This is a genomic window from Streptomyces chiangmaiensis, assembly GCF_036281785.1.
GTDB lineage: Bacteria > Actinomycetota > Actinomycetes > Streptomycetales > Streptomycetaceae > Streptomyces > Streptomyces chiangmaiensis.
Map to the genome: position 1 here is coordinate 1 of NZ_JAYWVC010000190.1, position 14,907 is coordinate 14,907.

Here is a 14,907-nt window from a genome sequence, read left to right on the forward strand (position 1 = left end):
GGCGCCGGTCCCACGCCGGTCACACGGTGACTCAACCGTGTCCGCCCGCCCGTACCAGACCGGTCTCGTACGCGAGGACGACCACCTGTACCCGGTCCCTGAGCCCCAGTTTCGTCAGAATGCGGCCGACGTGGGTCTTCACGGTGGCCTCGGACAGCACGAGCCGCCCGGCGATCTCCCCGTTCGACAGGCCCTGCGCGACCAGCACCATGACCTCGCGTTCGCGGTCGGTGAGTCGTTCCAGTTCCTTGCGCCGGGGCTCCGTCGTGCCACCCGGCAGCATCGGCGCGAACCGGTCGAGAAGACGGCGCGTGGTGGACGGCGCGACCACGGCGTCGCCGCTGTGCACGGAGCGGATGGCGGCGAGCAGTTCACCCGGCGGCACGTCCTTGAGCATGAAGCCGGAGGCGCCCGCCTTCAGCCCGGAGAACGCGTACTCGTCGAGGTCGAAGGTGGTCAGGATCAGCACCTTCGGGGGGTTGGGTTCGGAACAGATGCGGCGAGTGGCCTCCACGCCGTCCAGCTTCGGCATGCGCACATCCATGAGGACCACGTCGACCGCGGTGGAGCGCAGCACCTGGAGGGCCTCGACACCGTCGCCCGCCTCCGCGACGACCTCCATGTCCGGCTGGGCGGCCAGCACCATCCGGAACCCGGTGCGCAGCAGCACCTGGTCGTCGACGAGCATCACGCGGATCGGCATGGTGGGGGTCCTCCGGTCGGCCTTCGGTGGGTCGGGGCATGGGCGGGCGGTCGGGGGTGCACGTGTCAGTGGGCCGGTTTGAGCGGCAGCAGGGCGCTGATGCGGAAGCCTCCCCCGGGGCGGGGGCCCGCGTCCAGGGTCCCGCCGACCATCCCCACCCGCTCGCGCATACCGATCAGTCCATGGCCCTGACCGTCGGCGCCCCCCTCCTCGTACAGCTCGTGCGGGGCGCCCTTGCCGTCGTCCTCGACGAGCAGCCCGAGGCCGTCGTCGAAATAGACCAGGCGCACGCTGGCGCCCGTGTTGGGGCCCCCGTGCTTGCGGGTGTTGGTGAGCGCCTCCTGGACGATGCGGTACGCCGTGAGCTCCACACCGCTGGGCAGCGGACGCGGGGTGCCCTCCACCTTGAAGTCCACGGGCAGGCCCGCGCTGCGGCACTGCTCGACGAGCTCGTCGATCTGCTCGACATCGGGCTGCGGAACGTACTCCCCGGCCTCCTTGTGCTCGCCGGTGCGCAGGACACCGAGCAGGCGGCGCATCTCGGCGAGGGCCTGGCGGCCGGTCCCGGAGATCGTCTCCAGGGCCTTCTTCGCCTGGTCGGGGGCGGTGTCGAGGACGTACGCCGCACCGTCCGCCTGCACCACCATCACCGAGACGTTGTGGGCGACCACGTCGTGCAGCTCACGGGCGATACGGGCGCGCTCGGCGGCGACGGCGACCTTGGACTGCGCCTCGCGCTCCTTCTCCAGCCGGGCGGCGCGCTCCTCAAGCTGGGCGAGGTACGCGCGGCGGGTGCGCAGGGAGTCGCCGAGGACCCAGGCGAGGGCGAAGGGCACCGTCTTGAAGACCGCTATCGCGATGTTGCCCAGGACGCTCGTCTGCTCCTCCGGCCAGCGCAACTGGGCCACGGTTCCGGCCACCAGACCGGCGGCCAGACCGACGCGCGAGGCCCAGCGGGCGCCGTCCGCGGCGACCGTGTAGATGATCACCAACATCGCGAAGTCGGCGATGATGGCCTCCTGGTCGAGGACCAGCTGTGCCACCCCCATCGCGGCGGCCACGAGAAGCATCTTCTCGGGCATGCGGCGGCGCAGCGCGACGACCACGCCGAGCACGACGGAAACCGCGAGCCCGACGGGGAGCGATCCATGGTGGTTCCGCGCCCCGTGGAGGTTCGTCACGCTCACGCAGGAGAGCCCGAACAGGACGACGGCCCAGAAGCCGTCGACCCACGCGGGATGCCTGCGGAGGAAGTCATAGAGGCGCTGCACGTAACCCAGCGTAGGGAAGCGCACTGTGTGCATGGGTCAACCGGAGGGCCGATCCGGGGCGGACATGTGTACTCCGCAAGGTGGATGCTCCGTGATCCCGGACGGCTGGGGATGCGCGGACCCCGGACGGCCCAAAGTGTGCGCGCCCGGGCACGGGTCCCACGCACCGAGCACATGCGCCCGCACCGGCCGCCCCACCCCACCCGCACCCGTGGCCGCACCCGACCTAGCCTGACCCCGTGGCACACGAGGGCGACGGTGAGTGGCGTGGATGGCGGGCGGCGGCCGAGGAGGCGCTGTACGGGGCAGACGGGTTCTACCGCCGGCCCGAGGGGCCGGCTGGGCACTTCCGTACCTCCGTGCACGCCTCGCCGCTCTTCGCCGTCGCCGTGGCCCGGCTGCTGTGCCGGGTCGACCAGGCCCTGGGGCACCCCGCCGTGCTGGCGTTCGTGGACATGGCGGCCGGCCGGGGCGAGCTGATCGCCGGTGTTCTCGGCGCGCTGCCCCCGGACGTCGCCGCCCGCATCCGCGCGTGCGCCGTGGAGATCGCCGGCCGCCCCGACGGCCTCGACCCCCGGATCGAATGGCTCGAGGCGCCCCCGAAGCACATCACCGGCCTGCTGTTCGCGAACGAGTGGCTGGACAACGTGCCGGTCGAGGTCGCGGAGGCGGGCCCGGACGGCGTGGCCAGGCTGGTGCTCGTCCGGCAGGACGGCACCGAGCGCCTCGGAGGGCCCGTCGAGGGCGCGGAGGCCGACTGGCTGGAGCGCTGGTGGCCGCTGTCCGGCGAAGGGTGCCGCGCCGAGATCGGCCTCCCCAGGGACACCGCCTGGGCCGCCGCGGTCGCCACCGTGGGCCGTGGGCTCGCCGTCGCCGTCGACTACGCGCACCGCGAGGGCTCCCGGCCGCCCTTCGGGACGCTCACCGGCTTCCGCGCGGGCCGGGAGACCGCTCCCGTGCCGGACGGCTCCTGCGACATCACCGCACATGTGGCGCTGGACGCGTGCGCCCTGCCCGGGGCGCGGCTGCTGCCGCAGCGCACCGCCCTGCGCGCTCTGGGGATCTCCGGCGCACGCCCCCCGCTGACGCTCGCGTCGACGAACCCGACGGCCTACGTGCACGCCCTCGCACAGGCCGGAGCGGCCGCCGAACTCATCGCGCCCGGCGGTCTCGGTGACTTCGGCTGGCTGGTCCAGCCCGTCGGACTCCCGGACGCCTGTCTCGGGGATCTCGGGGGGCTATTTGTCGATGTCCCCGACCACGAAGAACATTGACCCCAGGATGGCCACCATGTCGGCGACCAGCGTTCCCGGCAGCAGTTCGGTGAGCACCTGGATGTTGTTGTACGAGGCGGAGCGCAGCTTGAGCCGGTAGGGCGTCTTGTCGCCCTTGCTCACCAGGTAGTAGCCGTTGATGCCGAGAGGGTTCTCGGTCCAGGCGTACGTGTGGCCCTCGGGGGCCTTGAGCACCTTGGGCAGACGCTGGTTGATCGGCCCGGGCGGCAGCGCGGCCAGCCGGTCCAGGCAGGCGTCGGCCAGGTCGAGCGCGTTGTGCGTCTGCTCCAGGAGGCATTCGAAACGGGCCAGGCAGTCGCCCTCCTGGCGGGTGACCACCTTCAGCGTGTCCTGGAGCTCCGGGTAGGCCAGATACGGTTCGTCACGGCGCAGGTCGAAGTCCACGCCTGAGGCGCGCGCGATCGGCCCGCTCACCCCGTACGCGTGCACGGCCTGCGGCGTGAGGACGCCCACGCCACGCGTGCGCCCCCGGAAGATCTCGTTGCCGAGCACCAGGTCGTCGAACCGGTCCATGCGCGAGCGCACATCGGAGACGGTGGTACGCGCGCGGTCCGTCCAGCCCGCGGGGAGGTCCTCCTTGAGGCCGCCCACCCGGTTGAACATGTAGTGCATGCGCCCGCCGGAGATCTCCTCCATGACGTGCTGGAGTTCCTCGCGCTCGGTGAAGGCGTAGAAGATCGGGGTGATCCCGCCCAGTTCCAGCGGGTACGAGCCGAGGAACATCAGATGGTTCAGGACCCGGTTGAGCTCCGCGAGGAGTGTGCGCATCCACACCGCGCGCTCGGGGACCTCCATGCCGAGCATCCGCTCCACGGCGAGCACCACGCCCAGCTCGTTCGAGAAGGCGGACAGCCAGTCGTGACGGTTGGCGAGCATGACGATCTGGCGGTAGTCGCGCGCTTCGAACAGCTTCTCCGCGCCGCGGTGCATATAGCCGATGACCGGCTCCGCACGCGTGATCCGCTCTCCGTCCAGCACGAGCCGCAGCCTCAGCACGCCATGGGTGGAGGGATGCTGGGGCCCGATGTTGAGCACCATGTCGGTGCTCTCCGCGGCGCCGCCGATCCCGACCGTGGTCTCCGTCGTGGGAGTCATGGACACAGTCTCTCGTACGTACGCTTGCGGCATGGAGATGGGGAGTGTGGGGAGGGCCGGTGAGCCCACCTGGACCGGGCTGCCACCGGGACTGCTGCGGATGCGGCGACTGCTGCTGGTGGTGTGGCTGGGACTGCTGACCGTGGCCGTGGGACTGCTCCCGGGGATGTTCGCCGGGCCGGTCTGGGCACTGGTGGCGCTGCTGCCGCTGGCGCTGCTGCTGTGGGGCTGGGTCATGCTCGGCCGCAACTGGCGGTCCTGGCGCTACGCCGAGCGGGCCGACGACCTGCTGATCAGCCGGGGTGTGCTGTGGCGGGAGGAGACCGTGGTGCCGTACGGGCGCATGCAGCTCGTCGAGGTCACCTCCGGGCCCGTGGAGCGGCACTTCGGGCTGGCGAGCGTGCAACTGCACACGGCCGCGGCCGCGACGGACGCGACCATTCCGGGTCTGGACCCGGCCGAGGCGGAACGGCTGCGGGACCGGCTGACCGCTCTCGGCGAGGCCCGGTCGGCGGGGCTGTGAGCACGCCTGCGGCAGAGCCCGCGATACCCGGCCGGCGCGAGATCACCGAGCGGCGGCTGCACCCCGTGACCCCGCTGCGGCGCGCCTGGGCGCCGGTCACCGTGGTCATCGGCTGGGCCGTGCACGATCCGGGGCAGGCCCAGGAACAGCTGACGAGACTGACCACGACCACACTCCTCGCAGGTCTCGCGACACTCCTCCTGGCCGCCGCCCTGTACGGCTTTCTGAGCTGGTGGTTCACGCACTTCGCGGTGACCGACACCGAACTGCGCATCCGCACGGGCCTGTTGTTCCGCCGCACGGCACACATACGTCTGGACCGGCTCCAGGCCGTCGACGTCACCCGGCCGCTGCTGGCCCGCATCGCCGGCGTCGCCAAGCTGAAACTCGACGTCATCGGTACGGACAAGAAGGACGAGCTCGCCTATCTCGGCGAGGTCGAGGCGCGCAGGCTCCGGGCCGAACTCCTCGCCCGCGCGGCCGGTTTCGCCCCCGAGACGGCGCGGGAGGTCGGCGAGGCGCCGGCCCGGACGCTGCTGCACGTGCCGCCGCGCATGCTGGCCGTCTCCCTGTTGCTCACCGGTTCGACGTGGGGCCTGCTGGTGGCCGCCCTCGTCGTTCCGCTGGTGCTGTGGTTCGTCACCCACGGCCTGTGGGCGGTGTTCGCCGTCGGGCTGCCGCTCGCCGGCGCCGCCACGAGAAGCGTGGGGCGGTTCGCCGTCGCCTACGACTGGACGGTGGGCGAGTCGCCGGACGGGCTCCGCATCGACCACGGTCTGCTCGACCGCGCTCACGAGACCGTGCCGCCGGGGCGGGTGCAGACCGTGCGCATCGTGGAACCGCTGCTGTGGCGGCGGCTCGGCTGGGTGCACGTCAGGCTGGACGTGGCGGGCTCGTCCAACTCCGTGCTGGTGCCCGTCGCCCCGCGCGAGGCTGCCGAGGCCGTGATCGCCCGAGTGCTGCCCGGGGTGACCGTGCCTTCGTCGCTGTCCCGGCCGCCGCGCCGCGCGCGCTGGTGCGTGCCGCTCTGGTGGCGCGGCCACGGACTCGCGGTCACGGACACGGTCTTCGCCGCCCGGCACGGCCTGCTGCGCCGCAGACTCTCCCTCGTACCGCATGCGAAGGTGCAGAGCGTACGGCTGACACGGGGGCCCTGGGAGCGGCTCATGAGGGTCGCCGACATCCATGTGGACACCGGTGCGAACAAGACGGTGACGGCGCGCCTGCGGGACGCCGAGGAGGCGGCGGCGCTGCTGTACGCCCAGGCGGACCGGTCGTGCACGGGGCGCAGGGACGCGCGGCCGGACCGGTGGATGGCGTCGTAGACGAGGCGTGGACGGCGAAGGGCGGCGGCACATGAGGTGCCGCCGCCCTTCACACGGGCCTGTCTGCCTCAGGACGCCGCGGTGCGCAGCCCCTGGACGTCGATCTGCTCCGTCTCGTCGTGGGCGGTCAGGTCGATGACCTGGCCGACGGCGCGTGCCTGCGGGTCCGCGGGCTTGAAGCCGGACTCGGACTCCGCCTTGTGCATCGCGAGCGCCTCCTGGCCGATGACGTCCGCGAGGTCATCGTTCTGCACGGAATCCAGGGTCTCCTTGGACTTCTGCGTACCGAAGAAGTCGAAGCCGCCCTCGACGGCCGGGCGGCGCCACGGAGCCGGCGGCACGACGGCCACGGCGGTCGGCACCGTGAAGTGCCCGGTGGCGTGCGAGGGCTTCTTGACGGACGGCTGTGCCTGGTGTGCGGCCGGGGCGGCGGCCGGCTCGGGCCCGGTACCCGCCGTGGGCTTCCCCGCGGCCCCGCCCTCCTCGCCGGAGGCGTCCTCCTCGGCTGCGGTCCTGGGCGCCTGAAGCTCGGCGGGGTTCCGTTTCCTGCCGCCGCCGCTGCCGGGGCCGCCCTTCTTGGGGGAGGTCCTCGTGGGGGCCGACGTCTTCCGGGCGGTGCCCGGCGTCCCGCCTGCGCCGCTCTCGTCCGGGGCGGGACTCGACTCCGCCGCCTCGCCGTCCTCGGCGGAAGCCGTGTCGCCGCCCTCGGCGGAGGCCGTCGCCTCCACGGCGTCCTCCATCGCCTCCTCGGCAGGGTCCGCCGACGGGGCAAGAGCCGCGTCCTCCTGCGGCGCGTCGTCGTCGTTCGTCAGCCGCGCCAGCGCCGAGCCGGCCCGCATGAAGAGCGAGGAACTGTCGGGCGAGAACACCCGCGCGGCCGGCGGCTCCGCCCTGGTGTCCTTCTCCGCCATGTCCTCGACCGGGGCAGCGACGCCCTCGTGGTCCCTCGCGTCCGCGGCGGTCTCGCTCCGGTCGGCGTCGTCCGACGCCTCCTGCGCGCCGGACCCCCCCGAGCCGCCCGCCGGCAGCTCCCGCGTGGGCGCCGTCGCCTCGATCGCCAGCAGACGGCGTCCCTCCAGGGCGCTCGCACGCTCCGTCTCCGCCGTGGCGTACCGGCGCAGCAGGGCCGCGTGCTCGTTGCGCAGATTGGCCAGTTCCGTGCGCTTGGCGCGAAGCCTCTGCTCCAGCTTGGTACGCAGCTCGCGCGACTCCTCCAGATCGGTCTCCAGCTCGGCGACCCGCTCCTCGTGGTGCCACTCGTCGCTCGCCCGTGCGCGGGTGAGATCGGCGACGCGTTTGCCCGCGGCCGCATCCCAGCGGCGCATGACGACAGCGCCCACGACCGTCGTCACCGCGGCGCCCGCGGCCAGCCCACGGAGCACCAGTGGCTCCGTGAACAGCCAGGGCCCCACGGCACAGACGACCGAGACGCCGGCGATCACCGAAGGGGGCAGCAGCCTGTGCAAGGGCGGAGAATGGCGGTGACGTCCACGTGGCATGGCCAGAAACTTACCGCGCGTAGGCGAATGATGGTGCCCCGCCCGGTAAAAACACGGCCATTCCGATACCTTCACCGCGCCCGCCGGCCCCGGAAAAGGGATGCGCCGCCCTCCCGCGCCCGGGCATCCCGAATCCGGCACCCCCTTCCGCCTCGGATACGCCGTGGCCGCCCGAGGGCCGGATCGGACGCTCCGCCGACCCCTTCCGGCGCGCCGAGACCTCCTTGCGAATCCGCCGTCGCGGCGGTCCAAGATCATTTCCCGGGGCCCGCTTTCGCGATCTTCCGGCCCGGCTTCCCCTCCCGGGAAAGGGACTTGACTGCGCCCCGCCCGGCGAATTCCGCGGCCACCCGGCAACAACACGTAAGGGTGACCGCTCCGCGGCGGAGCCGACCTCCTTCGGATCGCCCCGAATCCCGGTCGGCGGCGCCGCGCATTCACCCGCTCAGCGGTCGCTGAGCCGTCCGCTGAGCCACTGCAGCGCCGCCGGGATCTCCCGCCGCCAGGTGTTGAAGTTGTGGCCGCCGCTGTCGAGCAGGATCGAGGAGATCCGGGTCGGCTTCCTCGCCTGCACCTGCCGTATGAACTCGAGCGTGGACCTGTAGCCCTTCTCCCCGACCCTGCTGCTGGTGACGAGCAGTGAGGTGTCCGGCGCGGCCAGGTGCTTGAGACACCACCACAGGTCGGCGCGGTTGCGCAGGTCCTTGTTCCCGCGGAAGAGGTCGCCCGTGGTCGGGTCGATCGGCGCCCTGTAGTACGGCGACAGCCCTGCGCCGGCGGCGTAGACGTCGGGGTGGTGCATCGCCAGCTTCAGCGCGCAGTAGCCGCCCGTGGAGTCGCCGATGACGCCCCAGCTGCCTGGCCTCCTGCCGACCCGGTAGTGGGCCGTCACCGCGTCGGGGAGGTCCTTCGCGAAGAAGGACTCGGTCTGCGGCCCGCCCGGGATGTCCACGCACTCCGTGTCACGTGGCGGCGCCACGGTCGGCCGCAGCATCACCAGGATCATCGGCTGCATCCTGCCGTTCTCGGCCAGCTCGTGCGCCGTCTGCGGGTACCGCAACCCCTTGATGAGCGCCTCGGCCGTGCCCGGGTAGCCCGTGAGCACGAGGGACGCGGGGAACGTCCGTGTGCGGTACTGCGGCTGGAAGTACTCGGGCGGCAGATACACGAACGCGGGCGACGCGATGCGGGTCGTCCGGCCGACGACTTCGACCTTCTGGATCTGACCGCCGTCCTCCGGACGCGCCCCGCCGGGGACGGTCACCTGCCGGGTGCCGACCACCCGGAGCGGGCCGCCGCCCGCACCTGCCACACCGTGGTCGACGACCACACCCTGCCCGCTCTCCCGGCCGAACAGGTCGGCCCAGGTGGCGTAGAACCCGAACGCCTGGTTGGCCACCAGCCCGATCGACGCGAACACCGTGATCTGGGTGGCGAACAGCAGACCGACCCGCCCGCTGACGGCCCGCCAGCTGCGCCGGGCCAGCCTCGGCCAGTACCAGACCGTGCCGATGAACAGCACCAGCGCGAACGTGACCACCAGTACCAGCACTTTGTTGCTCGTGAGACCCATGGGCTCTTCCCCGCCTGCGCTTTCCGTCCCATGGAGCCGCCCCCGTGCTTAGCGAGGGCTTGCCCCGGACTTTCCTTCAGCTTTGAGCCGGCTTTGTGATGGGGAGTGAACCTCTCTCCCCAAGACACCGTCCTAGAGGGCGCAATGTCGCCGGATGCCCGAATCGGCACCGGACTCCAGGTCTCTCGCAGAACTACGGGATGCGATGTCTGTCAGGATAGATGGGGAAAAGTCGGGCGAGGTTCCAGAGCGATCACGCGTAGTGCGGCGCATACTTCGTGGCCCGCGCCCGGAGGCCGTCCCCGCGCTGATCGCCCGGGCCTGCCTGCTCGTGGGATTCCTGGACATCGCCGGGGGTGTGTTCCCGCGCTTCCGGCACAGCCGGATGCACCGCATCGCCGAGGTGCTGCCCGGCTCGCTCGGTCCGTTCGCCGCGGCCCTGTCGCTGAGCGCCGGCGTCCTCCTGCTGCTCCTCGCACACGGGTTGCGACGACGCAAGCGCCGGGCCTGGCGCGCCGCCGTGATGCTTCTTCCCGCGGGCGCCGTGGCGGAGTACGTCTATCGCCACTCGGTCATCGGCATGCTCATCTCGGTGGCACTGCTGCTGCCGCTGCTGCGTCACCGAAGTGAGTTCGCGGCTCTGCCCGACCCGCGCAGCCGATGGCGCGCGCTCGCCAACTTCGTGCTCATGGGGGCCGGTTCGCTGGGCCTCGGCCTGGTCATCGTCAGTGCCCATCCGCACCGCATGGTGGGCGACCCGAGCCTGTCCGACCGCATCCAGCACGTCCTGTACGGCATGTCCGGCTTCGAGGGCCCGGTCGACTACACCGGCAACACCTCCTGGACGGTGGGCTTCTCGCTCGGCGCCCTCGGTCTGCTGACCGCGATCACGACGATCTACCTGGCCCTCCGCCCCGAACACCCGGCCGCCCGGCTGACCGAGGAGGACGAGGCACGGCTGCGCGCCCTGCTGTACAAGCACGGCGGACGCGACTCCCTCGGCCACTTCGCGCTCCGCCGCGACAAGGCGGTCGTCTTCTCGCCGAGCGGCAAGGCGGCGGTGACCTACCGCGTCGTGTCGGGCGTGATGCTGGCCAGCGGCGACCCGATCGGTGACGTCGAGGCCTGGCCCGGCGCTATCGAGCGGTTCATGGACGAGGCCAGGGCCCACTCCTGGACCCCCGCGGTCATGGGCTGCTCGGAGACCGGCGGCGAGGTGTGGACCCGCGAGACCGGGCTGGACGCCCTCGAGCTGGGTGACGAGGCGGTGGTGGATGTCGCGGATTTCTCCCTCTCCGGGCGCGCGATGCGCAACGTGCGCCAGATGGTGAAGCGCATCGAGCGCGCAGGGTACGAGACCCGGGTACGGCGCATCCGTGACCTCGGCGAGGGCGAACTGGAGCGCATACGGCGGGCCGCCGAGGACTGGCGCGGTACGGACAGCGAACGCGGCTTCTCGATGGCGCTCGGCCGCATCGGCGACGCCGCCGACGGTGACTGCCTGATCGCCACGGCGCACAGGATCGACGGGGCGGCGCGCAGTGCCTCGGGCCGGGCGGCGGCAGCGGGGCGGGCGGACGACGAGACGGGACCGTACGGCGATCTCAAGGCGGTCCTCCACTTCGTCCCGTGGGGCACGGACGGGATCTCGCTGGACCTGATGCGCCGTGACCGGTCGGCGGACCCCGGCATGAACGAACTGCTGATCGTGGCCGCGCTCCAGGCCGCGCCGAAGTTCGGCATCACCCGTGTGTCCCTGAACTTCGCGATGTTCCGCTCCGCCCTGGCACGCGGCGAAAAGATCGGCGCGGGCCCGGTGCTGCGGGCGTGGCGGGGGTTGCTGGTCTTCCTCTCCCGCTGGTTCCAGATCGAATCCCTGTACAAGTTCAACGCGAAGTTCCAGCCGCGCTGGGAGCCGCGCTTCGTGGTCTATGCGTCCTCCCGCGACCTGCCGCGCATCGGCCTCGCGGCCATGCAGGCGGAGGGCTTCGTGAACCTGGCCCTGCCCCGCTTCCTGCGCCGTACGGCCCGGGCACCGCGCCCGTGTGTCCACGGCCTCGCGGAACGCGGGGTCGCGGACCGCGGCATGGGCGCGGCGAGCCGCGCCTGACCGAAGCGGCACACCGCACGGCACGCGCCACACGTGGTGTGCCCGTCCTCCCACGGACAAGCACGGCGCATGGGCGGGCCGGGGCACCAGCCCCGACCCGCCGCGGCCGCCACCGCAACACCCGTTCCGGACCCTCCCCGGCCGCACCGCACACCGCTCCCGGCCGGCCGGCGCGGCGCTCACCCACCACACGCGCCCTCGACCGCCCCGGGAGCCGAGCGGGAGACCGCAGGGGGCCTACGCTGAACGTATGAGCACGAAGACCGGGCGGGGCCACGTGGCAGGCCTTCCGACATGGGACCGCTGTGCGGTCATGGGGGTCGTCAACGTCACCCCCGACTCCTTCTCCGACGGCGGCCGCTGGTTCGACACCACCGCCGCCGTCAAGCACGGCCTCGACCTGGTCACCGAGGGCGCCGATCTCATCGACGTGGGCGGCGAGTCCACTCGTCCCGGCGCCACCCGCGTCGACGAGGCGGAGGAGTTCCGGCGCGTCATCCCCGTCGTCCACGGCCTCGCCTCCGAAGGCGTCACGGTCTCCGTCGACACCATGCGCGCCTCCGTCGCCGAAAAGGCCCTCGCCGCCGGAGCCGCCCTCGTCAACGACGTCAGCGGAGGCCTCGCGGACCCCGCCATGATCCCGGTCGTCGCGGCGGCGGGCGCGCCCTTCGTGGTCATGCACTGGCGGGGCTTCCTGGAGGGCGGCAACGTCCGGGGCGTCTACGAGGACGTGGTCGGCGAAGTCGTCGACGAGCTGCACGCGCGCGTGCAGGCCGTCCTGGAGAACGGCATCGCCCCCGACCGGATCGTGGTCGACCCCGGCCTCGGCTTCTCCAAGGAGGGCGAGCACGATCTGGCCCTGCTCGCCCACCTGGACCGCCTGCACCGCCTCGGCCACCCCCTGCTCGTCGCCGCCTCACGCAAGCGTTTCCTGGGCCGTGTACTGGCAGGTCCCGAGGGTGCGCCGCCACCCGCACGCGAACGCGACGCCGCCACCGCCGCCGTCTCCGCACTCGCCGCCCACGCCGGCGCATGGGCCGTGCGTGTCCACGAGGTACGCGCGACGGCGGACGCCGTACGCGTCGCACGCGCCATCGAAGGAGCCCGGTGAGCACCGCCCACACGGATGTGGAACAGGTCGAACAGGCCAACACCGCCTTCTACGAGGCGATGGAGCGGGGGGACTTCGAAGAGCTGTCCTCTCTGTGGCTCGCGCCCTCCGACCTCGGTGTCGACGAGGAGTATCACGACCCTGCCGACGTCGGCGTCATCTCCTGTGTGCACCCCGGCTGGCCCGTGCTGACCGGCCGCGGCGAGGTCCTCAGGTCCTACGCACTGATCATGGCGAACACCGAATACATCCAGTTCTTCCTCACGGACGTCCACGTCTCGGTGACCGGTGACACCGCCCTGGTGACGTGCACCGAGAACATCCTCAGCGGTGGCCCGACCCCCGAGGACAGCGACGAGCTGGGTCCGCTCGTCGGACAGCTCGTGGTCGCCACGAATGTGTTCCGCCGCACTCCCGACGGCTGGAAACTCTGGTCGCACCATGCCTCCCCCGTCCTGACCGAAAGCGATGACGAGGAGGAGGACGACGCTCCCGCTTAAGATGCTTTCTCCATTTAAACGGACAACTGCCCCCGTACGAGGGGGTGAACGGCCCCACCGAGGGCGGTAGGCGGCTGATAGTGGTTGGAATCACCTACTCCTGGGTATGGGCGGCTACCAACCCGTGAGCCACCCTGTTCCCCAGGGGAAACGCCGGATGAACCCTCCTGACCATCGCGCGGGCGCGGGCCCCCGCGGGCCTGGGCCCTCAGTGTCCGCAGGTAGATTCGTTCGGGGCCGGTGCACCGACCGCACTCGGTGAATGCCTGCCGCTGTCGACGATTGCAGGAGTGATTCGCGTGGATCGTGTCGCGCTGCGGGGCCTGAAGGCCCGCGGGCACCACGGCGTGTTCCCCAAGGAGCGCGAGGAGGGCCAGACCTTCATCGTGGACCTCGTCCTGGGTCTGGACACCCGGCCCGCCGCGGCCGACGACGACCTGACGAAGACCGTGCACTACGGCGTCGTGGCCGAGGAGGTCGTCGCCCTGGTGGAAGGGGAACCCGTCGACCTGATCGAGACGCTCGCCGAGCGCATCGCCTTCTCCTGCCTCACACACCCACCTGTCCGCGAGGTCGAAGTCTGCGTCCACAAACCGGACGCACCGATCACGGTCCCTTTCGACGACGTGACCGTCACCATCACCCGGAGCCGAGTATGAGCGCCTTCTTCACCGGGGGTCAGAGCGACCCGACCGTCCAGCCGGTGCCCGCCTCCGTGGTGGAGCGCGTGGACGCCGCCGACACGACACTGCAGAACCCCAAGCGCGCGGTCATCTCCCTGGGGTCGAACCTGGGCAACCGCCTGGAGACGCTCCAAGGCGCGATCGACGCCCTCGAGGACACCCCGGGCGTACGCGTCAAGGGGGTCTCGCCCGTGTACGAGACGGAGCCCTGGGGCGTGGCGCCGGGGAGCCAGCCGACGTACTTCAACGCGGTGGTCGTCGTGAAGACGACCCTGCCCCCCTCCTCCCTCCTCGAGCGCGCGCACGCCGTGGAGGAGGCCTTCCACCGGGTGCGGGACGAGCGCTGGGGGGCACGCACCCTCGACATGGACATCGTCTCCTACGCGGAGGTGGTCTCCGAGGACCCGGTGCTGACGCTGCCGCACCCACGTGCCCACGAGCGGGCGTTCGTGCTCGCCCCGTGGCACGACCTGGATCCCGGGGCCATGCTGCCCGGCCGCGGTCCGGTGGCCGAACTGCTCGCCGCCGTCACCCGCGAGGGTGTCACCGCCCGCGCCGACCTGGAACTCAGGCTGCCCGAGTAGTCGTTAAGGTCTACCGGGCCGGGGATCCTTCCCCGCGCCACCGCCGTCCAAGGACGAGCGTTCGGGCTGACGAAGGGGCATCGTGAAAGAGCTGCGCATCAGGACGCTGGCGGCGGTGTTCGTGGTGGCCGGAGTGCTGTCCTGGGCTGGTGCCCGCCTGTGGAACTCGGTGGGCACCCTGCCCAGGGTCCCCTTGGCCGCGCCCATCGTCCTCGCTCTGATCGCCGTGGTCCTGGTGGCCACGGCGCTCTCGCTCCGCTCCCGTCTCAAGGCCCAGCGGGAGCGCCGCCCGGGCGCCAAGGGCGTCGACCCCCTGATGGCGGCCCGCGCGGTCGTCTTCGGCCAGGCGAGCGCCCTGGTCGCCGCTCTGGTCGCCGGCATGTACGGCGGTACGGGCGTCTTCCTCCTGGAGTCCCTGGACATCCCCACCCGCCGGGACCAGGCCGTCTACGCCGGTTTCTCGGTGCTCGCCGGCATCGCCGTCATAGCGGCGGCCTTCTTCCTGGAGCGCGTCTGCAAACTCCCGGAGGACGACGAGCACAACGGAGGTCCGGCGTCGGTCTCCTAGCTAGTGCGGCGACCGGAAAGGTTCACCGGCTCGCGACGCCCGGCACGGCGCCTCGCCGCGTTGTCGC

14 protein-coding genes are annotated in these 14,907 nt (G+C 71.8%); 9 read left to right on the top strand and 5 right to left on the bottom strand.

Translation table 11 applies throughout. The features are described from left to right. Window positions 1-31: 31 nt before the first annotated feature. Window positions 32-703 (bottom strand): response regulator transcription factor, encoded by a 672-nt coding sequence (locus tag VXC91_RS34580; RefSeq protein WP_329511318.1) that lies wholly within the window; start codon window positions 701-703, stop codon window positions 32-34. Window positions 704-768: 65 nt separating this feature from the next. Then, the gene (locus tag VXC91_RS34585; protein WP_329511319.1) at window positions 769-1,974 is read right to left on the bottom strand and encodes a sensor histidine kinase; all 1,206 of its coding nucleotides are present in this window, start codon (window positions 1,972-1,974) and stop codon (window positions 769-771) included. Window positions 1,975-2,213: 239 nt separating this feature from the next. Between VXC91_RS34585 and VXC91_RS34590 the strand changes: the two genes are divergently transcribed. Further along, window positions 2,214-3,248, top strand: a complete 1,035-nt coding sequence (locus tag VXC91_RS34590) for an SAM-dependent methyltransferase (protein ID WP_329511320.1) — start codon at window positions 2,214-2,216, stop codon at window positions 3,246-3,248. On the opposite strand, the gene VXC91_RS34595 is transcribed toward VXC91_RS34590, so the two are convergent. Further along, entirely contained in the window at window positions 3,213-4,364 is a 1,152-nt protein-coding gene (locus VXC91_RS34595; RefSeq protein ID WP_329511321.1) for an NADH-quinone oxidoreductase subunit D, read from the bottom strand. The genes VXC91_RS34590 and VXC91_RS34595 overlap by 36 nt on opposite strands. A 31-nt stretch (window positions 4,365-4,395) precedes the next feature. Here VXC91_RS34595 and VXC91_RS34600 point away from each other — a divergent pair, with 31 nt between their 5' ends. Together VXC91_RS34600 and VXC91_RS34605 are read left to right on the top strand one after the other, a co-directional pair. Then, the gene (locus VXC91_RS34600) at window positions 4,396-4,887 is read left to right on the top strand and encodes a PH domain-containing protein (RefSeq protein WP_329511322.1); all 492 of its coding nucleotides are present in this window, start codon (window positions 4,396-4,398) and stop codon (window positions 4,885-4,887) included. After that, window positions 4,884-6,212, top strand: a complete 1,329-nt coding sequence (locus VXC91_RS34605) for a PH domain-containing protein (RefSeq protein WP_329511323.1) — start codon at window positions 4,884-4,886, stop codon at window positions 6,210-6,212. The genes VXC91_RS34600 and VXC91_RS34605 overlap by 4 nt, the downstream gene beginning before the upstream one ends. A gap of 68 nt (window positions 6,213-6,280) precedes the next feature. Here the strand turns inward: VXC91_RS34605 and VXC91_RS34610 are convergent, their stop codons facing one another. After that, window positions 6,281-7,711 (bottom strand): ICP22 family protein, encoded by a 1,431-nt coding sequence (locus VXC91_RS34610; protein ID WP_329511324.1) that lies wholly within the window; start codon window positions 7,709-7,711, stop codon window positions 6,281-6,283. A 445-nt stretch (window positions 7,712-8,156) separates the two neighbouring features. Continuing rightward, window positions 8,157-9,284 (bottom strand): alpha/beta hydrolase, encoded by a 1,128-nt coding sequence (locus tag VXC91_RS34615; RefSeq protein ID WP_329511325.1) that lies wholly within the window; start codon window positions 9,282-9,284, stop codon window positions 8,157-8,159. A 205-nt stretch (window positions 9,285-9,489) separates the two neighbouring features. Here VXC91_RS34615 and VXC91_RS34620 point away from each other — a divergent pair, with 205 nt between their 5' ends. From VXC91_RS34620 to VXC91_RS34645, 6 genes are all read left to right on the top strand, one after another. Beyond that, entirely contained in the window at window positions 9,490-11,394 is a 1,905-nt protein-coding gene (locus tag VXC91_RS34620) for a phosphatidylglycerol lysyltransferase domain-containing protein (protein ID WP_329511326.1), read from the top strand. A 250-nt stretch (window positions 11,395-11,644) separates the two neighbouring features. Then, on the top strand, window positions 11,645-12,505 hold the full coding sequence (folP, locus tag VXC91_RS34625) for a dihydropteroate synthase (protein WP_329511327.1): 861 nt from the start codon (window positions 11,645-11,647) through the stop codon (window positions 12,503-12,505). Next, the gene (locus VXC91_RS34630; protein WP_329511328.1) at window positions 12,502-13,005 is read left to right on the top strand and encodes a nuclear transport factor 2 family protein; all 504 of its coding nucleotides are present in this window, start codon (window positions 12,502-12,504) and stop codon (window positions 13,003-13,005) included. Before folP ends, VXC91_RS34630 begins: the two co-directional genes overlap by 4 nt. 299 nt (window positions 13,006-13,304) lie before the next feature. After that, window positions 13,305-13,664, top strand: a complete 360-nt coding sequence (gene folB / locus VXC91_RS34635) for a dihydroneopterin aldolase (protein WP_329511329.1) — start codon at window positions 13,305-13,307, stop codon at window positions 13,662-13,664. Continuing rightward, window positions 13,661-14,272 carry a 2-amino-4-hydroxy-6-hydroxymethyldihydropteridine diphosphokinase gene (folK, locus tag VXC91_RS34640; RefSeq protein WP_329511330.1) on the top strand — a complete coding sequence of 204 codons (612 nt, stop codon included), beginning with the start codon at window positions 13,661-13,663 and terminating at the stop codon, window positions 14,270-14,272. Before folB ends, folK begins: the two co-directional genes overlap by 4 nt. A gap of 82 nt (window positions 14,273-14,354) precedes the next feature. Then, the gene (locus VXC91_RS34645; protein WP_329511331.1) at window positions 14,355-14,840 is read left to right on the top strand and encodes a DUF3180 domain-containing protein; all 486 of its coding nucleotides are present in this window, start codon (window positions 14,355-14,357) and stop codon (window positions 14,838-14,840) included. Window positions 14,841-14,907 lie beyond the last annotated feature (67 nt).